Source organism: Prosthecobacter sp. GW821-HT29F12 (assembly GCF_058803405.1).
In genome coordinates, this window is the sequence record NZ_CM179517.1 from 1,611,397 (window position 1) to 1,632,908 (window position 21,512).

A 21,512-nucleotide genomic window follows, 5' to 3' on the forward strand; every position below is an offset into this window, starting at 1 on the left:
AGGGTTACTCACCATTCCGCGCCATGCGGCCGGCCTTGATGTATTGATTGCGAAAGGCGTCTCCGAGTTCACGCGCGAGGCGTGTTTCCTGCACCTTGTCACGGGCGGCGAGAATCTTGGCGATGTTGCCGGTGGCGGCTTCGTATTTCACCCGGGTGAGGTCTTCCAGCACCTTGATGGCACGCTCCGGCATGCCGTGATCAATGATGGCCTTCCACGCAGCATGCAGTTCATTGTGGGAGTCCACGCAGATGATGCGGACGATGAAGCGGATGGCATTGAAGGCTGCGGCGGTGCGCGCCGGGTGGTAGGTGAAGGCCTGGGCTTTTTCAAAGGGCGCCTCACGTCCATCGCTCATGCGGGCGATGTTGTCCGGTGTGTAGAAATCATGCCGCACGGGCAGGCGGCGCAGGGCGTGCTCCTTCGGGCCGCCGGGTTCGCCGACGCGGTAGCTCCACAGCTTCTGCCCCTGGTCTCCTAGCACGAACTCGATGAACGCGGTGGACAGCTCCGGCTCAGGAGCGCCGCGCAGCAGGCCGATGGGATCCACGCTGACCGAGGTGCCGCCCAGAGGTGCGATGAATCCCACGCGTGAGGTGCCATCGGCTTTCCGAACGTCCTCTTCAGCCGAGCGTCCGTAGAAGTCGATGCACATGCCCGCAGCGGCATCGCCCTTGGCGACTTCGAGGGGGATCTTGGTGGAGAAGTCGGTGAAGTAGCGTGCATTGGCGCTGATGCGCAGAATCAGGCGCAGTCCTTCATTCCAGCCTTCCTCGACAGCATGCGCTTCGAGTTGATCCGGGGTGAGCTTTGATTTCGGCACTGCTTTGAGGCGATCATACGCGAGCTGCATCTGCTGCTGGATCAGCATTTCCAAAGCCTTTGTGACCGAGCCGCTTTTGCCGGGATCACTCAGGGCGATCTGGCCGTAGTAACGCGGATCGGCCAGGTTGTCCCAGGCCACGGGATCGGTCGGGATGCCGATGCGGCGCAACACATCCCGATTGAAAACCATGCCGCTGCTGGAAAGGCAGGTGCCGCACCAGCGGAACTGCGGATCGCGGAAGGGCTCTCCACTGAGTTTCTCGGGAATGCCGGTATCGCTGAACCACTCCGGGTGCTTTTTCGCGAGACCGCTGAGGCCGGTTTTTTCGCCGTCACCCGCCACCAGCGTGCCCGCCTTGGCCTGCTGCTCGAAATCGTACGCGCCACCGCCAAAGAACACATCGATACCGGTGCCGATGTTTGAGGCGAGGTAGGCTTTGCGTGCGGCATCTTCAGTTGCGGCCTTGGGGTTCAGGCAGGACTGCGCCACGGCGGGAGTCCATGTCTGATGCAGCTTGGACTGCCAGTAGTTTTGAAACGCTGCGGTGGCTTCGGACTTGATGAGCATCGCGATCTCCGAAGTGCCGCCGGGCACGCGCCAGTCGATGAAGATCGTTTCTCCTTTCGTGGCTTTCCAGTGCCTGGCAAAGGCGTGCCCAAACTCCTCGCGGATGCGGTCATGGTGCGGGGAGATGATCACCAGCCGCCGGTCGTAGTGCGCGGGGGCGGTGCTCTGGGTTGGCTTCAGCAAAAACGGACCCGCCAGCGTGGCCAGCATCAGGAAAAAGACCGCGAGTTCCTTCCGCCACTGCTGAATCCATGCGAGCACGGCTTGGGTGCGCGGATGGTGTAGCAGAGTTGTGAGGCGCTCGTTCATTTGCGCAGAATCACGACATCACCCATCGCTGCCATCACACGCACTTCGTCCTCGCCGGGCATGCGAAGGTCCTGCGGGTTGGTCTCGCAGACCTTGATCAGCGGACCGCCTGTCACTTGGACGAGATACTGCACCGTTGCCCCCAAATAGGTCGTGTCGATGATGCGGCCGGGGAAACGGTTTGGGGAATCGAGCACGCTGCCAAAGGTCAGCGCCTCGGGCCGGACGCTCATCATCACGGGCTGGCCGCTGGAGGGCTGCCAGGTGGCGTCGGTACGGCCACGCAGTACACCGAAAGGAGTTTCCACATCGTAAAATCCTGCCCGGCTGCTTTCGCGCAGGGTGCGGCCTTCGACGAAGTTCGTTTCGCCGATGAACTCGGCCACCATGCGGGACGCGGGATTGAGGTAGATCTCGGGAGCCGCCCCCACCTGGATCAGCTTGCCGGCGTCCATGATCGCCATGCGGTCGGCCATGCTCAGGGCTTCATCGCGGTCATGCGTCACGTAGATGGCGGTGAGGCCGTGCTGCTTGACGATGTGGCGGATCTCCGTGCGCATCTCCAGGCGCAGCTTGGCATCGAGATTGGACAGCGGTTCATCCAGCAGCAGGCACTTGGGCCGGATCACCAGCGCTCGTGCCAATGCCACGCGCTGCTGCTGCCCGCCGGAAAGCTGCTGGATCTTGCGGGAGCCGAGGCCGTCCAGCTTCACCTGCTCCAGCGCTTCCGAGACGCGGTGCTCGATCTCGCGGCGGGGGCGCTTCCGCTCCTCCAGCCCGAAGGCCACGTTTTGCGCCACGTTCAGGTGCGGCCACAGGGCGTAGCTTTGAAACATCATGCCAGTACCGCGTTTGTGCGCAGGCAGGCGGGTCACGTCCTCGTCATCAAACCAGATCTTGCCGGCATCCGGCGTGTAGAATCCGGCGATGTGGCGGAGCAGGGTGGTCTTGCCGCAGCCGCTGGGCCCCAGCAGGAAGAACAATTCCCCGGATTCGATCTGCAGGTTCACACTGCTCAGCACGACACTGCCGCTGAATCGTTTGGTGAGTTCCTGAATTGTGATCGTGACCATGCGGGATTTGCTACGGTTCTACTTGAGCCGCAGTACAATGGCAAGCTTCGCAGACATTCTCACAAGAACTCAACATCGCAGTTGCAAAGCCTGCGGCTCTGTCCAAAATGCACGTCCTCTCGCCAACCGGCAGCCACCTCAAAACGGCTCCGCTGGAGAGAACGTCAAACCTAGGTCGGGCTGTAGTTCAGCCTGGTAGAACGCTTGCATGGGGTGCAAGAGGTCGTGAGTTCGAATCTCGCCAGCCCGACCACGGTTTACGTTTCAGCGCCATGAATGGCGCTTGGGGCGCGGAACTTGAGTCCGCAGCTCTCCGCCGAAGCACCGAGCTCTTACCGGCAAACCATCCCCGTCATGCTCCCTCAGGCGCTTTCTTCGGCTCGCGGAAAAAGAGCAGGAAGACCACCAGCACGGTCACGGCGATCCATGCAGGCGTGGCCCAGATGGCGGACCAATCGTGGGTGATGGCTCCTTTCGGCGCGGCCAGTTTGTGCTGATCCATGAAGTATCCGGCGAGGTAGGTGCCGACGAGGGAGCCGAAACCCCACAGGATGATGGCGATGAGGCCCTGCGCGGCGCCGCGAATGCGCTCGTTGGCTTCGCTGTCCACGTAGAGTTGTCCAGCGATGAAGAGGAAATCGTAGCAGACGCCGTGCAGCAGGATGGCACCAAAGATGAGCACAGTGCCGGTGCTATCAGCACTGGCGCTGAGCATGAAGTAGCGCACGGCCCAGGACAGGATGCCGAGGAAGATGGTCTTCTTGTAGCCGAGCTTTTTGAGCATCAGCGGCAGCAGCATCAGGAAGACGATGTCAGAGACTTGGGCCAGCGTCATCTTCTGCGCCATGTCTTCCCACTTCAACTGCGTGAGGTAGGTGCCCATGTTCACGAAGTAAAAGTACAGCGGGATGCAGATGAGGAACATGCACAGGATGAAGATGGCAAAGGTGGGCTTCTTCAGCAGCGCCAGCGCATCCAGGCCCAGCACTTCGCTCAGCGGCACATTCTGGCCTTTCTTCTTCGGCGGCGTGTGCGGCAGCGTCAGGGCAAACAGGCCAAACACCAGCGAGGTGCCGCCGGCCAGGTAGTATTGCAGCGAAGACTGCTCGCCCTTCAACTGGCTGAGCACCACGCCCCCGGCAATCCAGCCCACGGCGGAGAAGATCTTCACAAAGGGGAAGTCCTTCTTCGCATCCGCCAGATGCGTCATGGAGATGGAATTGCCCAAAGCCAGCGTGGGCGCGTAGAGCGTGCAGTAGAGGATGAGCGTGGGATAGACGCTGCCAAAGGTCTTCAACTGCGGGACGTAGAACATCACCAGTCCACCCGCGATGCCGAGCACGGCGATGATTTTTTCCGAGGCAAAGAAGCGGTCGGCGATCAAGCCCACGATAAAGGGCGAGAGAATGGCCCCCCATGCAAACGCGCCATAGGTCGCGCCGATCTCGGTGCCGGTGAAGCCCAGCGTGCCGAGGTAGCTGCCCAGCGTCATGTACCAACTGCTCCAGATGAAGTACTGGAGGAACATGAAGAGGGAGAGCTTGATCTTGAGGGATGATTGCATGGTGTGCGTGTTGTGGGAAAAGATTCACTTCATGCCGTCGGCGGCGGACCAGGGCTCGATGAGCTGGAGGTTCTGCTTCTGAAGCGCCTGATAGCAGTCAGGTAAATCTAAAAGCTGCAATACCTGCGGCAGCATGAAGGCGGTGGGCCATTGCTGGTCTTCGTGAGACGCGATATCATGGAAGGAGCTGAACGCATGCTTCAGCGTGACCTGTTTCAAACCGGGGCTGAGCACGGCGGCCAGCGCGGCAGGCAGCGCACCCCAGCCCTGACCGGCGAGGTGGATCTCCGTGTGACCCGCTGCGGTAAGAAGCTGGATCACGCGCAGCACATCGAAGACGCGCTGGCCCAGCAGCGGGCGGTCGAGCATCTGGCTGTAGGCGGCGTAGAAGTAGTGGCTGCCGTAGAGGCCGAGGAATTGATTCGCGCCGCAGGTGTCGGGCTGGGAGTCGCCGATGCCGCGTACATCGCAGGCAAAGAATGCCGCATCGGGCGCGGCGGCGATGAGTTCCTGCACGAAGGGATCGCTGCGCAGTTCCGCATCCGCCGAGCGGTGGGAGATGTACAGCACGGCCTTGCTCTGCCCCCGTGGCAGGCGCGAGGTGAGGGCTTCGGCGCTCAGGCGCGTGAGCAGCGCGAAAATCATCGGCTCCGTCTCCACGGCGTAGGTGCAGTAGCCTTTGGTGGGATACTTGCGTGAGCCCACGCTGCGCAGGATGCGGTAATCTGGCGGTGTATCCGCGAGCGCCGGCAGCTTCAAAACCGCACGCACGGCTTTCTGCAAAGCTGCGCCGCTCAGTGGCTTGCGCTTGGCGGCCAGATCGTCTGCTTTCTCACGCGTGAAGCTCATCAGCGTGCGGGAGCCGGACTCGGCCACCTGGCCCTTGGGCGTGCAGAGCAGGTCCGCATCTTTCTCGATCGTCATCGCCGGTTCGGCGGCTGCGGCGGGAATGCCGGCGGCCTTGCCAAAGAAGCGGTACATCGCCTCGCGGTTGGACTGCGTGTAGCCGTGTGGATCGGGCCCGATGTGGAGCTGGATGTTCTCCGGCTTGCCGAGCAGGGTGTAGAGTTTCTTCAGGCGCTCGTAGCTTTCCGTGGAGCCGCGATTGTCGAAGAAGTCCTTTTCCTGCGCCAGGATGATGACCGGCTTCGGTGCCATGGCGGCGAGGAAGTCGCAATGATCGAGATCGTTTGCCAGCACACGCGGCGGGCACTGTTCCATGTCCTGCGGCAGTTCGTTTTCGGCATCGCGGCGGAAGGTGGTGATGAAGCAGGAGGGCGCGCCCATGGTGAAGCGCGGCTCCAGCCCGCAGAGCCAGGTGGTCTGCGTGCCCCCGCCGGAGTTGCCGGTGATGCCGAGATGCTTGGTGTCGATCTCCGGCCGCGTGATGAGGTAGTCCAGCGCACGAATCCCATCCCACGCGAACCAAGTGCCGAGAAACTCTCCCACCAGCGCCTGCGGTGCGCCCATCTGATTGTGCTCCGTGGTGCCACCGCCGAGGCGGGAGCCGAGCTTTTCATTCAAATACTGAAACCGCTCGCCCTGACCAACGGGATCAATGAGGAAGCAGGCCTGTCCCTGCCGCGCGAGTCCCTGCGCAAAGCTCTGGTAAGCCTCCGCCGCCTTGCCATTGAGCGAGTGGCCGCAGACACCGATCACGCCGGGGACCTTGCCCTTGCGATTCGTGGGCAGATAAAGATTCCCCGTGACCAGATAGCCGGGGCGGCTCTCAAAAATGATGTTTTCAATGCGGTAGCCATCGCGCTCCAGGGTCTTCGCCACTTTAGCATTGAGAGGTGTTTTTTCCGGTAACGGGCCGAAGCACTCGCGAATGCGCTCCTGCACTGACTTCACATAGGCCTCGGCGTCCGCCTTGGTCTTCAAAGCTTCGCGGCGCGCATTGCCACGCTGCTCGGCGGCGCGCACCTCGGCCACCAGCCAGTCCTGCATCATGCGGGGGAAGCGGTTCAAGGCGGGGACGGCTGGTGCAGCGCCTGCTGCTGGTGCTTTGGCGGCGGTTTGTGCCACTGCGGTGCCCGTGCTGCCGAAGAAGGATTGGAGCACAGGCAGGCTCATCAGGCCCAGGCCGGTGGTTTGCAGAAAGTCACGACGGCGGGGAAGGTGAGAGGTGTCCATGAGAGGTAGCTTGATGAATATCGGAACCAATGTGCGTTTCTTTCCCATGCACACGCCTGCTACTCCAAATCGTCGTCAATTTCTTAGCACCGCCGTTCCTTTCATTGTCTCCGCCGCCACGCTTGGCCGTGCGGGAGCCGTCTCTCCGAATGAAAAAATTCGCCTCGCCTGCATCGGCGTAGGCGGGCAGGGGACAAGCAACCTGCGGGCGCTGATGGCGGATGAACGCGTGCAGGTCGTCGCCATCTGCGATGTCGATTCCCAGCACGCCGCTGCTGCTGCCAAGCTGGCCGGACTGCCCGAGGGCGCGATCTTCAAGGACTTCCGCGAGGTTTTGGCCCGCAAGGATGTGGACGCCGTGATGAATGCCACGCCCGACCACTGGCACTCGAACGTGGCCATCGCCGCCGCGAAGGCGGGGAAAGATCTGTATTCAGAGAAGCCCCTCGGGGCCAGCATCGCCGAGGGCCGGGCCATCTGCCGGGCGGTGGAGGAAAACAAGCGCGTGCTGCAGTGCGGCACCTGGCGGCGCTCCGGTCTGAAGGTGCGCATGGCCTGCGAGCGCGTGCGCAACGGCTACATCGGCCAGCTCAAGGAAATCGAGATCGGCGTGCCGGGGAAGTTTGCCATCCGTGGCGGCTACACCGGCCTGGAGGCCACCGAGCCCGTGCCCGCCCACCTCGACTACGCCATGTGGCTCGGCCCGGCAGCTGAGAAGCCCTACACGGCGGCGCGCTGCCATTTCAACTTCCGCTGGATCGAGGAGTACGCCCCCGGCTACATCACCGACTGGGGCGCCCACTTCCTGGACGTTGCCCAATGGGGTGCCGGCATGGACGAAACCACGCCCACCGAAGTCAGCGCCACCGAGGTGAAGCGCCGTGACAAGGGCATCTACGATGCCGCCGAGAGCTTCCGCATCGAGTACCACTATGCCAACGGCCTTCGCGTGGTCATGACCAGCACGGACGACAAGACCAAGTGGGGCACCAAATTCATCGGCAGCGAGGGCTGGATCTACACCGAGTCCGAAGTCCTCAAAGCCAGCGACGACAACATCCTGCGCGCCAAGCTCAAGGACAGCGACGTGAAGCTCTACGAGTCCAAAAACCACCACCGCAACTTCATCGACGCCGTGTACTCCCGGGGCCGCACCGCCGCCACCGCCGAGATCGCCCAGCGCGCCGCCACCACCTGCCATATGGGGGCCATCTCCGCCGTGCTGAAGCGCCCGCTGAAGTTCGACCCCAAGGCCGAGCGCTTCGAAACCGACGATCAGGCCAATCAGATGCTCCTCCGGCCGATGCGGGAAGCGTGGAAGATCGCGTGAGGGCAGGGGCAAAGCGGCCCCGTGGCGTCACAGCGCGGGGCCTTCTCTGAATCAGCAGCCCAAGGTGGGGTTGCCAGCTTGGGCTTGAGGCTGTGAATAGACTTAATCGCCACATTAAGAAGGATATATCGAATATTAACACATATTAAGTATGTGTTGGGCATGCGATGGATAAGAGACGGCTTTGGCCATGCCTGAGCAGCGCTTTGCCTCAGACCAGACGGCCAGAGGCCCCTCCGCCAGAGAAAGCCAGGACGGCTATCCTCCGGGACGAAGTGGAGATTAGCCTTCTGGCCTGACATTGGCCTGAGGCGTCCCGCCTCCAGCTTCTGAAAAAGGCGGCCTTCATACCGACTCCTCGGCTGTGGAACATTGGAGCAAGGCACTCACAACGGGTCTTTTAATCCATATAATCGACTCATCTTTAATGATTTAAAATTATTTAACACATCTTAATCATGTATTCGAAAAGGCTCGGAAAATGATAAGTGAGGGCTAGGTTGATCTCTGAAAAGGCGGGGCAGGCAGCTTCAAACCCACCTTCCTCCCGGGATCGATGAACGCCCGCTCTGGAGGCTAAGCTTATCCCCCTCCTTGCAGGAAAAGGAAACGCCGCAGAGGGCTGCTTGCGTTGCCTGCTCTGCGGCGTTCCTTTGGCGGGTCCCCATGGGGATGGGGGCATGTGTCGGATCATGGAATTCGCCAGAAAGGCCCATGTCCGTGGTGGAGGTATTGCTACTGGGCGTCGGTGTCTTTGGTTCCATTCGGGAAGTCACGTTCATCGATCCTGACCACCCAAGGGGCGGCGAATTCGGCCACCAAGGAATCTTCCCGGTAGAACTTGAACCATTCCCCCTCCTTCTCCCAGCGGTCCGCGGGGATGAAGGAGGCGCCTCCGATATTGAGGATTACTTTGAAGTTTTTCATGGTCTTTTATCTCCTAACACCCGTGAAATCGAAGCATGGGATGCAGGATAGCGGGCGAAAACTTACGAAAGGATTGAACGAAAACCGAGAGGCTCCGCATTGATAACTGTTCGTTTAAACAATGCCTCATGCCCGACTCACACCGGCCAAACACTCTCCCCCGGCGTGGCTTACCAGTATGGCTTCACCATGATCTCTCCGGCACCCTCAATGTTCATCAGGTAATGCAAGCCAGCGGCGCGGATGTGCACGCGGATCGGCGCACCGCCAAACTGCCGGGAATACTGCCGGGTCGTGGTGTCGGTCTGCTGCCATAACTGACCATTGTTGAGTTTGAACACCCGCCCCTGCTCAAAGCCGGTGAATTCCTGGCCGGCGATCGAGCTGTTGACCGGCAGACGAATCGGCACTGGCGGGGATTGCCCCGGATTCGTCTCGACTCGTTTCTGGTTCAACCATCTCATCAGGGTCGCCTTTTCGTGCCGGTCCAGCTTATGCGTCCCGTTGTTCGCCATCGGAAACGAGGCCGTGCCTTGGCCCAGCCAGTTTTTGAGGGTCAGTTGCTCGCTCTCTACCAGCTTGTCCACCCCGGTTTCAGCACGCTGCTGGTCTGTCATCATCGCCGCCAGGCAACCAGGCACCGCCACGGGTCTGCGTCCGCCGCCACCGTTCTGACCTGCGGCAGGGTTGCCATAGGTATTCGGATCGATGATACTGACCAGCCATTCGATGGCCCGGCCCTGGGAATGGGTGAACTGAATGCGCTGCGTATCGAGAGCCTCCACCCTCACCCGGGTATAGTGCTTGCCAGAAACAGTCCGGAGTTCAGACAACCGCATGCCCACATCGATCTGATAAGCCCAGGCCGGGGGCAGTACCACGATCACCTGCGCCAGGACAGGAGTCATGCACACTGCGGTGGTAAGCAGCAGTATTAAGGCAAAAGTAAAGCACCTCATGCCCCGCATATTCACCCCAGCCCCCTGGCATAGTCAACCTCTTGATTGAGGAGTGGAAAAAGGGTGAGGGTTTCACACAAGAGTTCCGCAGAAGTGGTGAGCTGAGGCCCCGCATCAGGCACACTGGCAGTTTTTATCCCGGAGGCCTGGTTTGGAAAAAGACTTCACTGCATGGCTTCCCAGACCACGACTTCGAACCGATAATGTTCTTCACCGAGGGCCTTGGACAGACCGGGGGACACCCGCACGTTCAGGACCACGTTCGACTTCTCCAGAAGCAGCTGACAGCGTTCGTTTTCGGAGATCGAAATCTTCGTTTGGGAGGGAATAAAATCTCCGCAAATCACCGGCGCTTCTCCCTTCGGATCAAAAATCACGGTTCCTTCCACCTTGTGAGAAGTGATCAAAATGGCTCTGGAGACAAAATGTCCGGCTTTGCGCAGTGATTCACGCAGTTTTTTGGTCAGGACTGAGTCGCTCATGAGTAGCTCAGGGTTCGGTAAGAAAAGGGCGCATAATTCAAGCCTCAAGCATAGCAGGATTTTCACCAGCACCTGGGGTTTTAAATGTATTTTTTAGTCACATGTGACCCGCCTCTGGCCTGTCCCTTCCAGCCCACGGCCTCCGCTGGGTGCGTGGACATCCCCGCAACAAGCCAGTACAGATAAGAACGGGCAGCGTCGTGGACTGCGGTGGCAGAGAGGCAAGGCCGCACCTTGCCTCGGCGACACCGCTTTGGAGCGGATGAGGGGTGTTCTACGGCCTCAGAGCACCGTCCAGTCGGCGAAAGCGGCGTCGCGCCCAGGCTTGCCGCACGCAGTCCAAGACGCTCCGCGACGCTTGCTCTCGTTGAAGCCATGAGTACCGAAGCAGAGAAAGAAGGCCTCTTTTTGGAATCACACGCCTCTTGCTCACGAACTGGCGTTTGGGTTAGCTTGGCGCTTTAGAGCAAGAAATCCGTCCGCCCGAAAAGCGCAGGGACATGCCCTCGCCATATCGGTTCACCCACCATCTGTTCGCCGCAGCCACAGCCTCTCCATGCGATACCTCCTCGGAATAGCCGCAGCACTCATTTTTGTGCCCTTGTTGCTGGCGCTGCTCTTCATGATGCCCTTGGAGTTCTTTGTGTCCTCATGGCATCTGTGGCGGGCCGATGCGGCCACGGAGGGCAGGGTCATCTCCTCCGATTCGCAGAGTCATCGTGGCAATACGCGCTCCCACATCCGTTACCGCTACACGGTGGCTGGACGCAGCTACGAGAGCGACCGGGTGCGGGCAGGCTGGATCAGCAACAAGGCTTACGAGTCCGGTGCCGGAGGCCTTGCCAAGTCCCTGCGCCCAGGCAGTCAGGTCAGCGTTCGCTATGACTCGCATCATCCCGATTTTGCCCTGCTTGAATATGGGTGGCCAAAGTGGAGTGTGGGTTTCAGCCTGGCTGTGTGGGGGATGTGGCTCGGCAGCTATGTTTTTGACTCCGAGGACCGCAGGCCCAAAAGCCATGTGCTGTATGGGCTGACCCGTGGGATGTGCCTGCTTGGCTTCGTGATCATCTTCCTGCTCCCGCCGACCCTTGAGCCCCAGCGGACTTTGGCCCTGCTCGGTGCCGGACTGGTACTCAGCGTCGTGGCCGGACTTTACAGCCGGCTGCGTTACTCCCGGGTACCACCAGGGGACCTCTTTTTGAAATCATGAGCCTCTTGCGCCCAAGCCGTCAGCTTGGTTAGGTTGGGATAACAGGGAATCATATCCGGCAGCCCTAATGGCGTCGGGACAAACCCGGCAAATCAGTTCACCATCCACCTTTCAGGCGACATGCCATGCGTATCCTTTTAACCACGCTTTTGCTGATTGTTCTCGCAGCGTGTTCCGAGTGGTCGTACGACACCCACTGGAAGAGCGGCGATTTTCGTCTCATCGCTATCGACACCCTGTCTCAGATGACCCTATTGCACGAGCCTTCGTCGATGTTCCTCGTCGAATCGACAATCTTCGCTGTCGGAGACGACGAGAAGCACATCGTTCTCAAGCAGCATCCATCAACCGAAGGCGGAAGGAAGTTCGATCGTTCAGTCACCAATTACTTCATTGTTGCGCGAGACAAGACTGTGCGAGGACCGCTCACCAAAGAACAGTTTGACGCCTTGAGCACCTCGCTTTCGTTGCCGCCATTCACCAAAGTTTTCGACGAACTGCAATGAACCGAACGTCGCAAGCGCCCACCCAATCCACCCCATGAGCAAACTCCGCGTCGAGAGCTTCACCCTTTCCATTGATGGCTACGCAGCCGGCCCGGACCAGAGTCTGGAGAATCCGCTGGGCATCGGCGGCACGACCCTGCATGGCTGGGCCTTCCCGACACGCACGTTTCAGACGCAGCTCTTCGGCAAGGAGGGCGGAGAGACCGGGATCGATGACGACTTTGCTCAACGCGGTTTCCACAACGTGGGCGCCTGGATCATGGGCCGGAACATGTTTGGACCCGTGCGCGGCCCCTGGCCGGATGAAAGCTGGCGCGGCTGGTGGGGCGACAATCCGGTGTATCACAAGCCCGTTTTCGTGCTCACCCATCACCCGCGTGCGCCCCTCGTCATGGAAGGCGGCACCACCTTTCATTTTATCACCGAGGGCATCCACGTCGCGCTGGAACGCGCCCGAGACGCCGCCAACGGCCAGGACGTCCGCATCGGCGGCGGTGCCTCCACCATCCGGCAATACCTGCAGGCCCGCCTGATCGACGAACTCCACCTCGCCATCTCTCCCGTCCTCCTCGGCACAGGAGAGCGCTTGTTCGAGGGCCTCCACCTGCCAGACTTGGGATACACCTGCACCCAGCATGTGGGATCGGAGCGGGCCACGCATGTTGTGCTGAGCCGCACGTAATGGGTGAATCCTATTCGGTCACAGGACGTGAATGCACCCTTATTTTCCACCTGACACTACCGCAGGGCGCACGGTGTGGCTCAGGGGCCAGGAGGCGCGTTCGGGGCTGGGGTAGGGGCCTATTTTCTCCAGCGGGATGGGCTTGAAGCCGAGCTTCCAGGCCGGGGAATCCTCCTTGAGCCGAAAGTCTCCCTGCGCGGCATTCACAAAGCGGGGGTCCGCATCGAGCAGATTGTCCTGGAAGGTCACCAGCGGTTTGGCCACGTTGGCCAGGCTGCTCCACACGCCGCCCACGCAGATGTTCCGCGCGATGAGGTGGCCTTTCGGCAGCATCGGCTCGTCATCGAGAAGAGTGACCAGCCGGGGGTATCTGCCGGCCCACAACTCGCTCTTATACGGCATCTGGTCCAGCTTGGCCTTCAGGCGGTCAAACCACACCGGGCCGCGTGTGGCCACTTCCACCGCAGGCTGGCAGTCCACGAAAACGTTGTTGGTGATGGTGCAGTCCCGCCCACAGGTGGACACCGCCGCTTTCATCGCTTTGGCGGAGTTTTCGATCTTGTAGAAAACGTTGCCGGTGATCTCCGTGCCGCTGTTCATGTCATCGAGATAGACCCCGAGACAGCCGCGCCCATCCAGGCCGCTGAGGTGGTGGAGGTAGTTGTGGCGGATCACGGTGCCGCGCTCCGTCCAGTCTTCTCCCGCATAGACCGCGCCGCCGTCATTGGCCTCGTAGCACACGCTGTGGATTTCGTTGAACTCGATGCGGTGGTCGTTGCCGGTCCACCACAGGGCCTGATGCGGGGCGTTGTCGATCAGGTTGTGGCTGGCCACATTCCCCACGCCGTTGATCTTCAGCGCCGGTTTGGTCATGCGCTTCCAGCGTGAGAAGTGGTGGATGTGATTGTTGTCGATCACCAAGTTTCCCGGCGTCAGCGTCTTGCGGTCTCCTCCGGTGAGGTGGATGCCGCCGTAGCCCAGCTCTGAGAGATCGCATCCGGCGATCCTGCAGTTCTGGCCCCGCACATCGATGGCCCAGCGGCCCGCATTGCGGACCGTGCAGCCGATGATCTGGACGTGCTCCACGTTCTTGAGCAGGATGGCCGTGCCTTGAGAGGCTTCAAAGATGAGGCCGCGAAAGTTCACGTGCGCGAGGTCGTGCATGAAGAGCAGGGTGGGCGCGATGGACACCACCGCCTGGCCCTGGCTGAGGGGCGCGGGCGGCCAGAAGTAGAGGATGCCGGTATCGCGGTCATGGTACCACTCGCCGGGGCTGTCCAGCTCCGGCAGCAGATTGAAGGCATAGTAATGCTGCCCCTGCCGGTAACCTTTGGCCGGGTAGGGCGGCGCCAGTGTGATGACGTGGCGGTTCTCATCGATTGACTCGATGGGCTGGCGCGCATCGTTCCACTCCCAGTACCACGAGCCGTGGAGCCAGGCGTCTTTTTCGTGGACCCACCGGCTGGGGCGGTCGCCCTCATAGACGATGCGCCCCGCCTTGCTGACCCTCAGGCCTCCGGGTGCCGTCTCCGCCTTGTCATCGTCCACGTCTTTGATCCGTGTTGGGCCCTCATTGGGCCAGCGCGCCAGCGTCATGACCTTGTCCTGAAAGAACAGCTCCAGGCGGTCATGGTTCTCATCATCCGGCCCCACCGCCGAGCCCAGTTTTTTGACGCCCAGGGCGTTCAAGTCTGCCTGCAGCACCTGCGGCCGCGCCGCCTCGTCGATGCGTTTCAGCGCCGCGGGATCCGTCACCGGCTTGAAGTCTTGGATCTCCACTCCGCCCGTGATCCGCACCACCTCGCCCGCCCGTGCCTGCCACACGATGGGCGCGCCCTCCGCGCCGGAATCCTCCGGCTCCAGCAGCAAGTTGGCCGTCAGAGGATACACCCCGCCGCGAATCTCCACCACGATGCCGCCCGCCGGCAGGCCCTGGGTTTTCCTGAGCTTGCGGATCTCATTGCGTGCCCGGCCCAGCGTGGCAAAGCAGCCGTCCGTCTTCGCCGCATTGGGTGCGTCCAGAGTGCCGGACCACGCATCATTGCCATCCGGCCCCACATAAAGGGTCAGGGCAGAGCCCGGCGTGGCCCACGCCAGCGCCACCGCAAGGATGGCCGCCCTGAGGGGAAATGACCGACGGGAAACCTGGAGCACTGCGGGGAATTTCATGGGTGGAGTCATACGAACTCTCCTCGGCCTTTTGTGGCCGAAACTGCCCGCGCCTGCGCTTTTGGGCGGCAGCCAGTGCAGACCACCAACCCGCAGGGGGAAGGGCAGGCGAGTCGGGCACAAAACCCCTTGCATGGTGGACCTACCTCATGCCTTGATGTGTCCCCATGAGCGACGAAGCAACGCGGCGGGAAATGAGTCTCCAGTTTGTGGCGAAACTTAAAGGCGACCCTCTGGAGAAACGCTGCGCACGGGCCACCCTGTGGTGCAGCGGCGACCTTCCGCCGGCCAGCGGAGAAATCCTCTGCGAGCCCTCTCTGGATCAGGTGACCCAAGGTTTGTTTGAGCCCGACGACTCCGCCTCTCTGGAAACGCTGGCCGCCACCGCCCTCTACCTTTCACTGGAAGTGCCTCATCTCCTGCCCATCCGCGTCACGGAGATCCACTCCGACTGCGAAGACCCCCATTTTCATTTCGAGGTCACCGGCCCCGCCACCAAGCTGCGTTTGCCGGAGGCGTAAGCGCGAGCTCCAACGCGATTCACCTGACTGGGAGACCTGCATGCTTGGGAAACCCCGGCGGCATGGGGTTGGGGTGGTCACCCCATGGTGAGAGAGACCGTGGCTGGTTAGTCTGGGACTGAGTGCAGTGCGCATCTGCTCATCGATCCCGACTTATGAAACCTCATCCATTGATCCTCCTTGCTGCGGTGCTGGTCTGCTACGGCCCTGCCGCCGCCCAGAGCGGCATCCCACGCGCCTTGGAATACCAGCCCAAGGCGAGGGAGACGACCACGGTGCACGACGGCATCGTGTTCCATCGCGGTCAAACCTATCTTATTCGCCACAGCCGTGCGGCGCTGGTGGATGTCACCTTGGTGCCAAAGGGGCAGGTGCTGACCGCAGAAGGGCGGCTCGTGGCGCTGCCGTCTGACTTTGCCAATGCGACCACCACGACGCTGCGCGAGGGCCTCTTCGCCGTGCTAGGCCAGGCTTACCTGATCCGCCATGGCCGCATGCAGCGTGTGAATGCGGCGCTGGTGCCGGAGGGGCAGGTGCTGACGGCGGAGGGCCAGCTCGTGCCGCTGCCTTTGGACTTCAGTGGTTTTGTGCTGGATCGCGCGCCGGATGGCACGGTGCTGCAAGCACCGCTCGTCCAGACGGAGCCGCATCTGCTCTCGAGGCATGCGGGTGTGCCGCAGGCGCCCACCGTCATCCCCCAGGCAGGCCCGCAGACACCCAAGGTCATCCCTCAGGGCACGAAACGCAGCTTCACGCCGATCAGCCTCGATTTGCCACGCGTCGCCGCAGCCCCAGTCGCCCCGATAGCCGAGGAGATCCGCGCCGCAATGCCACTGCCGACAAACCTCCTCCCGCCGGCACCCCCAGCCAAGTAAACCCCGTGGTGCGCCCGGATGAAAAGAGGTGGCCTTTCCTTTCCCTGAATGCCATTCGGCGAGTGCATGTGCTGCAGACGCATTGGCTTACCCGCGATCATTTCAGAGACAAGTTCAGGGTCATTGCGTCAAAACGCCTTTTGACCCCATGACCCTGCGGGCCGTCAAAACCCTTCGGAGAGGTAGGGTTTGGTGCCAAGGTGCCAAACATAGCCTTTTGGCACCATGGCCCTCACAGCGCCAGCCCTTCCAGCCATGCTCCCCCGGCGGGATCAATGACAGCTTCCATAGCCGACCAAGCTTTCATTTCTGCGAGGCGGTTCAGGTTCACAGGTTCATTTCAGGTTCACCCATGGGTCAGGTTCAGGTTCACAGGGTCACGACCTATATATAGGTCGTGACCCTGTGAACCTGTGACCCTGAGGGTCAAAATCCATTTTGACCCCGGTTTGACCCTATGACCCTGCGGGGCAGACAGGAGGCAGGACTGACTCCTCCACCGCAACCACCGACGGCTCCCTGGAAGGTCGTTTCCAGCCCCCGTAGAAACTTTAAAGCCCTGTGATAGCCAGCACGATATCGTTTCGTTTACTGAGGCATCCGCCCATTCCATGCGCTGGTGCTTGTTAATCACGAACCTCGTAATCCTGCTCACGCTGGGCATGGAGCAGTGCTGCTGGTGCGCTGCCACAGGGGTGAAGGACGCTTCGCACTTGGTCTGCGTCTTGGATGACGATGAAACTGAAGGTGAACTGAAGCTGGGCCTGGCGGATGAGGATTCTCTCTCGGCCTGCGACATGCCCGCCATGCCGGGCTGGCATGAGATGATCCGGCTGGCGCATGCCGACGTGGTGGCGCCGCTCCAAGGGGCTGAAAACTGGAAAGTCCCCGCAGGAATACGCCTGCACCGCTGGCTGTGCCAGGAGCGCTGCTGAAGAGACGGTCTGCTTCCGTCTCCATTTCATCGCGGCTGGGTCCGATCCGACCTCGTCACTCCATGCCGCCGTGCCAGTCAGCCCAGTGAGGTCATCACTCCACACACACCAATTCCATGAACACCCGTCTTGCCATTCTTTGCAGTCTTCTGTTGGCCACTGCAGCCTCGGCCGGTTCCGTCACCGTCGCCGTCAAACCCGAGGTCCAAAAAAAATCAGCCGACATCGTCAAAGAGGAATACGCCACCGCCAATTGGCTCCGAGTACGCATCACCAACACCTCTCCCACCAAGCTCGAAGGAGTGACGCTGAAATGGGCTCTGTACGCCGCCAACCTCCGGCGCGGTGCGGACAGCGTCACCGTGGAGAAATCCGGTGATATGACCATCACCGTGGACTCCAACGGCCGGTACCTGGACGTGGAGACCCCCAAGGTGGTGTTTGAGTACGTCCGCACGCACAGCGAGCGCTCCGGCCGGCGGAGTTACAAGCTCGTCGAGGAGTCCGGGAAAAAGTATCACGGCTACCATGTGCAGGTGGTGAGTGGCAGCACCGTTCTCGGGGAGGCCTTCAGCGAGTCCGTTCGCAAGCAGCTCAAGTAATCCAAGACTCCTTCCATCTTGGCAAGCCCTCCGATAGGGAGTGCGGTCGCGCAGATGCACGGCGCAAGCATGCATCGGAGCCACCGCTTTCGCGGGGTGAAGAACGTTCTCCCGCCTCAGCCCGCCGTCCGGCCAGCGAAAGCGGTAGCTTCGTTCGTGCCTCACTCCGCAACCGCACTCCAAAAAATGTAACGCCAAAGCAACGCAAAGGGCAGGGGACCTCCCTCCAGCCACCGTATGTGATGAAATGGTATCAAGTATCACCGTGGTATCAAAATCGGTATCGTGATACCAAACCAGAGCCCAATGGGTGATACTGGCAGACGAGGATACTCTTGATCCTCCGGGCTGGATGGAGGGGAAAAAGTTTCCAGCCCTAGAGGTGGAAGCATGGAAACTTTTCCAGCCAGCGTCCCGGCGGCCTTGGCCGGGGAACTGGGAAGGGGACTTGCACAAGGATGCCCGCCACTGTCCGCGACACGAAATCACAAGCCTCTTGCACACAAGCCGGCACATTTGTTAGCTTTGCCCACTATGGCAACAAATCCGCCAGCCATAAAGCGGTTGGGACAAGCCCAACACATCTGTTCACCATCCACATATGGGAACTTGATCAGCAAGGCTGGACAGTTTGACGGACATGTGAGCAACGCAGACGCCTTCGCCGACCCATCAATGGAGGGCACAGTGTATGCCGCCTAAAAACAACAAGGGCGAACAAAACGGATGCAGACAGGAGGCTCGTATCACATCTGTCGTGTCATCGACGCGTCCTGCTCGCCGTCGCCTGATCCGAGAAGTCAGGCGTTCTCCAATTCCCTAGACCATGAAGCTCCGGACCTTCCTTTCGATCAGCGTTGCCACAGCAAGCCTCTTGCTAAGCGGGTGCGTTGGCTACGTGCCTTCTTTCTCGAAAGTGCCAGTTAGTGGAAAACAGATCACCAAGAGCGACGCAGAGTTTATCGTGCCGGGAAGGACGACTCGTGCCGAGGTCATCCGCAGGCTCGGCACGAAACACTGCCGCGAATCCCTCCTCATTGCCGCGATGGGTTACGGATGGGAGATGCCAGGAGGTTACGGCTTCTTTTTCTTAATGGACAGGATGAATGCAGCTGGCGACGTCTGGGAACTGACCCGATGGCGAGCCCTGTTTCTGGCGTTCGACTCGCACGACGTGGTGACTCGGAAGGAATTCGTCAAGTTGAAGGGCAACCGCACACTCGATGATCAACTGGAAAAGTGGGCTGGCTATCGTTTTTCCAAAACGCCACCACAGTGAACACCAAAACGCCGAACAAAACGGATGCAGGCGGGAGGCTCGGATGGCATCTGCCGTGTCATCGGCGTTTTCCGCTCGCCGTCGCCTGCTCTGGAACTGTTAAGGCATCAAATGCCACCTCCAAATTTGTTAACTTTGCGCATATGACAACAAAACCGTTTGCTATAAAGGCGTTGGGACGATCCCACCGATTTTGTCCTTGATCCTCCTTGTTAGTCCAGAAAGCCAGCCTCCCAAAGTTTCACCAAACCATGTTCAGTTTCTTCAAAAAGAAAAATGTCCTGCCGGAACCTCATCCGCTGAAGGTTCACTTTGCCAAGACATACCTGCCATTCTCGATCCGTGAAATGCGGTCTGGGTTTGTCAACGCGATGGCCTCTCCCGACGCTGTAGGCGTGCTTTCCCGTGGATGGGTCAAATTTGGACAGTCCAATCTCGCCAAGAGTCAGATGATTGAGCCCGCTGGAATGGAGGTGAACGTCTTCCGGGAAGGCGAACAAGTGGTGATTGTAGTAACCCTTCCAACTCCCAACTGCAAGGGTGAGCCATACTATGCTGCGGCGGTCATTGGACCCACAGAGAACGGCCAATGGGATCAGGCGGCTTTGGATGCAGCTCCTTACCGCTATTTCGTTGCTACGGCGACCGAGGCCGGAACCGAGATCGAAGAGTTGTCGGACGATTCATTTTTGAGTCATGGACCTGGCCCCGAACCTGACTTGCACCTGTTCATCGAATGGGTGATGAACGCTGCGGTCCGTGACTCGAGCATTGTGACCGTGCGCTCCGAAGATGAAGAAATGGAACATGCGATTGAGAGCGCCCGTGCAAGCTTGCCCGCTGCCATTGAACGGTTCATTGCTGGCGAGTTGCAGGCATTTACCGTCAAGGTTCGTGTGTCAGATGGAAAGAACAATGAACATTTTTGGCTCTCTGACACAAAATACAACAACGGGACATTTGTCGGAACGATAGAAGCTCAGCCGCAGCTTGTCAGCGGCATCACTGAAGGACAAGTTTATGAGGCACCCATCGAGTCTGTGACTGACTGGATGCATCTGAAAGACGGTCTCATGCATGGAAATTACACGCTCCGCGTCCTTTTGCCAAAGATGCCCCGAGAGGAAGCGATCAAGTATGCCGCTCACCTTGCACCACTGGACTAACAAAACGAATGCAGGCAGGAGGCTCGCGTACCAAATGCCTGGCATGAATGGCATTCCCCCCCTGTGAAAGCTTTGTTTTCAGCAGTCTGTTTTGTGAGCCTAGCTGCGTGTAGTCATCACTCAGAGAAGACCGCAAAAACGCCGAAGGCTCAACCCATCCACGATTTTTCAGTCGGACACTGGGAGAACCCGTTTCGAGGCGACCCGAGCCTTGCCGGGGTCGAGGTCCAACAGTTCGGCGAGTGCCCCTACGATCAACACCTTTGGGAGGGCAAGCACCCCTGTGCGATCTACTTCTTCTTTTGGGACGGACGTGTGAGACAGCGCGGCTATGAACCTGATGGCACGCTGCGGGAAGACTTTTGGTGGCCAGCAGACATGAAACTCAAACCTCACGATTCCGCGTGGAACCACGTCGATTTCTCGCATGGGAGTGACCCAAACTTCAAGCACCATGCCGACCCACGCCTTTAATCACAGGCCCAACGACCTGCACAATGCCCGGCATTTTCCCCGGCTGGCCGGAGCCCAAAAGTTGCCGAGTTTCCACCTCTAGGCGTGGCAACTCGGCAACTTTTCCAGCCAGCGTCCCGGCGTCCGCCTTGGCGGGGGAGCCGAGAAGGAGGATTCGAGGTAGAGCAGGGGCCATCGGTCCAAGCCATGCGTCCGTCGTAGGTTTACCTGACGGTGGCCTGCCGACTCGCAGGTTCATTTCAGGTTCAGGTTCACGGGGTCACGGCCTAAATAAATGTCTGGCATTTTCTTTCTGCATTTTTCGGGCTGAAAAGCCGAAAGCGACACCAGCAAAAGACCGCCGACACCGAGTTCCATTCTTGCTGGGCAGGTTATTTCTCGTTAAATTACCTCCAGCATTGCGATGATAACCCTCTTTCATTTGCTCCAGTGGATGGGGACGTTCCTCGGCGTGTCTGTCGGCATCGCCGCCGGTCATCATTGGTTTGGCTGGATTGGTGGCACCGTGGGGGCTGTGGTCGGATTCTACGTCGGAGGGATGGCGGGACGGCTTCCATTAGCGATTACCACGGGTTTGCTGAAGCGCGACTTCAATCAGTGCGATGTCGCCACCTTGAGGTCTCGCCTCGAAAACGAGCATTACATTTCCCATCTGATCATCTCGCACTTGTTGATCCGCGGTGAGCCTGTCGAGTCGTTCCAAAGTTACGTGTCTAGGTTGCTCACGTCGGATTGTCCTGAACGTCGCCGATGCGGAGAGGTCATCCTGCAGATCTGGCCCGAGACAGGCGAGCCAGCGGGATACCCCAAGATCTAGTGCCAAGCTAATGAAGCAAGCCCGGCCGTCAGCGGTCAATACTTTACATTACATTGATTGTTGGTAGTTAATAACCAGGTCGTTTGGAGGCTTCTGAAACTGG

The 21,512-nt window shown here is 60.0% G+C and carries 19 protein-coding genes and 1 tRNA gene; 12 read left to right on the forward strand and 8 right to left on the reverse strand.

Annotation, left to right across the window (positions count from 1 at the left end):
- Positions 1 to 4: 4 nt before the first annotated feature.
- Positions 5 to 1,702 (reverse strand): ABC transporter substrate-binding protein, encoded by a 1,698-nt coding sequence (locus AC3RLQ_RS06780; RefSeq protein WP_493035547.1) that lies wholly within the window; start codon positions 1,700 to 1,702, stop codon positions 5 to 7.
- Positions 1,699 to 2,775, reverse strand: coding sequence for an ABC transporter ATP-binding protein (locus tag AC3RLQ_RS06785; RefSeq protein WP_493035549.1), 1,077 nt, complete (start codon positions 2,773 to 2,775; stop codon positions 1,699 to 1,701). The genes AC3RLQ_RS06780 and AC3RLQ_RS06785 overlap by 4 nt, the downstream gene beginning before the upstream one ends.
- A gap of 176 nt (positions 2,776 to 2,951) precedes the next feature.
- Here AC3RLQ_RS06785 and AC3RLQ_RS06790 point away from each other — a divergent pair.
- Positions 2,952 to 3,028 (forward strand) — tRNA-Pro (locus tag AC3RLQ_RS06790).
- A 99-nt stretch (positions 3,029 to 3,127) separates the two neighbouring features.
- Here AC3RLQ_RS06790 and AC3RLQ_RS06795 read toward each other — a convergent pair.
- Both AC3RLQ_RS06795 and AC3RLQ_RS06800 read right to left on the reverse strand, forming a co-directional pair.
- Positions 3,128 to 4,339, reverse strand: coding sequence for an MFS transporter (locus AC3RLQ_RS06795; protein ID WP_493035551.1), 1,212 nt, complete (start codon positions 4,337 to 4,339; stop codon positions 3,128 to 3,130).
- Positions 4,340 to 4,363: 24 nt separating this feature from the next.
- Positions 4,364 to 6,475 (reverse strand): alpha/beta hydrolase family protein, encoded by a 2,112-nt coding sequence (locus AC3RLQ_RS06800; RefSeq protein ID WP_493035553.1) that lies wholly within the window; start codon positions 6,473 to 6,475, stop codon positions 4,364 to 4,366.
- Between the two features lie 46 nt (positions 6,476 to 6,521).
- On the opposite strand from AC3RLQ_RS06800, the gene AC3RLQ_RS06805 reads away from it, so the two are divergent.
- The gene (locus tag AC3RLQ_RS06805) at positions 6,522 to 7,805 is read left to right on the forward strand and encodes a Gfo/Idh/MocA family protein (protein ID WP_493035555.1); all 1,284 of its coding nucleotides are present in this window, start codon (positions 6,522 to 6,524) and stop codon (positions 7,803 to 7,805) included.
- Between the two features lie 735 nt (positions 7,806 to 8,540).
- On the opposite strand, the gene AC3RLQ_RS06810 is transcribed toward AC3RLQ_RS06805, so the two are convergent.
- The 3 genes from AC3RLQ_RS06810 to AC3RLQ_RS06820 form a co-directional block, all read right to left on the reverse strand.
- Positions 8,541 to 8,732 (reverse strand): hypothetical protein, encoded by a 192-nt coding sequence (locus AC3RLQ_RS06810; RefSeq protein ID WP_493035557.1) that lies wholly within the window; start codon positions 8,730 to 8,732, stop codon positions 8,541 to 8,543.
- 170 nt (positions 8,733 to 8,902) lie between these two features.
- Positions 8,903 to 9,640 (reverse strand): hypothetical protein, encoded by a 738-nt coding sequence (locus AC3RLQ_RS06815; protein WP_493035559.1) that lies wholly within the window; start codon positions 9,638 to 9,640, stop codon positions 8,903 to 8,905.
- Between the two features lie 215 nt (positions 9,641 to 9,855).
- Positions 9,856 to 10,173: a hypothetical protein gene (locus AC3RLQ_RS06820; RefSeq protein ID WP_493035561.1), complete on the reverse strand. Its 318-nt coding sequence runs from the start codon at positions 10,171 to 10,173 to the stop codon at positions 9,856 to 9,858.
- A 556-nt stretch (positions 10,174 to 10,729) separates the two neighbouring features.
- Here AC3RLQ_RS06820 and AC3RLQ_RS06825 point away from each other — a divergent pair.
- The 3 genes from AC3RLQ_RS06825 to AC3RLQ_RS06835 all read left to right on the forward strand — a co-directional run bounded on the left by AC3RLQ_RS06825 (position 10,730) and on the right by AC3RLQ_RS06835 (position 12,571).
- The gene (locus AC3RLQ_RS06825) at positions 10,730 to 11,383 is read left to right on the forward strand and encodes a DUF3592 domain-containing protein (RefSeq protein ID WP_493035563.1); all 654 of its coding nucleotides are present in this window, start codon (positions 10,730 to 10,732) and stop codon (positions 11,381 to 11,383) included.
- Positions 11,384 to 11,508: 125 nt separating this feature from the next.
- Positions 11,509 to 11,889: a DUF3997 domain-containing protein gene (locus AC3RLQ_RS06830; RefSeq protein ID WP_493035565.1), complete on the forward strand. Its 381-nt coding sequence runs from the start codon at positions 11,509 to 11,511 to the stop codon at positions 11,887 to 11,889.
- Between the two features lie 34 nt (positions 11,890 to 11,923).
- Positions 11,924 to 12,571 (forward strand): dihydrofolate reductase family protein, encoded by a 648-nt coding sequence (locus tag AC3RLQ_RS06835; protein ID WP_493035567.1) that lies wholly within the window; start codon positions 11,924 to 11,926, stop codon positions 12,569 to 12,571.
- Between the two features lie 39 nt (positions 12,572 to 12,610).
- Here the strand turns inward: AC3RLQ_RS06835 and AC3RLQ_RS06840 are convergent, their stop codons facing one another.
- Positions 12,611 to 14,740, reverse strand: a complete 2,130-nt coding sequence (locus AC3RLQ_RS06840; protein ID WP_493035569.1) for a right-handed parallel beta-helix repeat-containing protein — start codon at positions 14,738 to 14,740, stop codon at positions 12,611 to 12,613.
- Positions 14,741 to 14,907: 167 nt separating this feature from the next.
- Here AC3RLQ_RS06840 and AC3RLQ_RS06845 point away from each other — a divergent pair, with 167 nt between their 5' ends.
- The 7 genes from AC3RLQ_RS06845 to AC3RLQ_RS06875 all read left to right on the forward strand — a co-directional run bounded on the left by AC3RLQ_RS06845 (position 14,908) and on the right by AC3RLQ_RS06875 (position 21,409).
- Positions 14,908 to 15,261 carry a hypothetical protein gene (locus AC3RLQ_RS06845; RefSeq protein WP_493035571.1) on the forward strand — a complete coding sequence of 118 codons (354 nt, stop codon included), beginning with the start codon at positions 14,908 to 14,910 and terminating at the stop codon, positions 15,259 to 15,261.
- Between the two features lie 155 nt (positions 15,262 to 15,416).
- Positions 15,417 to 16,136 carry a hypothetical protein gene (locus tag AC3RLQ_RS06850; protein WP_493035573.1) on the forward strand — a complete coding sequence of 240 codons (720 nt, stop codon included), beginning with the start codon at positions 15,417 to 15,419 and terminating at the stop codon, positions 16,134 to 16,136.
- Between the two features lie 623 nt (positions 16,137 to 16,759).
- The gene (locus tag AC3RLQ_RS06855) at positions 16,760 to 17,071 is read left to right on the forward strand and encodes a hypothetical protein (RefSeq protein ID WP_493035575.1); all 312 of its coding nucleotides are present in this window, start codon (positions 16,760 to 16,762) and stop codon (positions 17,069 to 17,071) included.
- Positions 17,072 to 17,187: 116 nt separating this feature from the next.
- Entirely contained in the window at positions 17,188 to 17,673 is a 486-nt protein-coding gene (locus AC3RLQ_RS06860; protein ID WP_461527148.1) for an FMN-binding protein, read from the forward strand.
- Positions 17,674 to 18,499: 826 nt separating this feature from the next.
- Complete coding sequence (locus AC3RLQ_RS06865; protein ID WP_493035577.1) at positions 18,500 to 18,952, forward strand: hypothetical protein; 453 nt, start codon at positions 18,500 to 18,502, stop codon at positions 18,950 to 18,952.
- 251 nt (positions 18,953 to 19,203) lie between these two features.
- Positions 19,204 to 20,118 carry a YegJ family protein gene (locus tag AC3RLQ_RS06870; RefSeq protein WP_493035579.1) on the forward strand — a complete coding sequence of 305 codons (915 nt, stop codon included), beginning with the start codon at positions 19,204 to 19,206 and terminating at the stop codon, positions 20,116 to 20,118.
- 877 nt (positions 20,119 to 20,995) lie between these two features.
- The gene (locus AC3RLQ_RS06875) at positions 20,996 to 21,409 is read left to right on the forward strand and encodes a hypothetical protein (protein WP_493035581.1); all 414 of its coding nucleotides are present in this window, start codon (positions 20,996 to 20,998) and stop codon (positions 21,407 to 21,409) included.
- Positions 21,410 to 21,512: the final 103 nt, after the last annotated feature.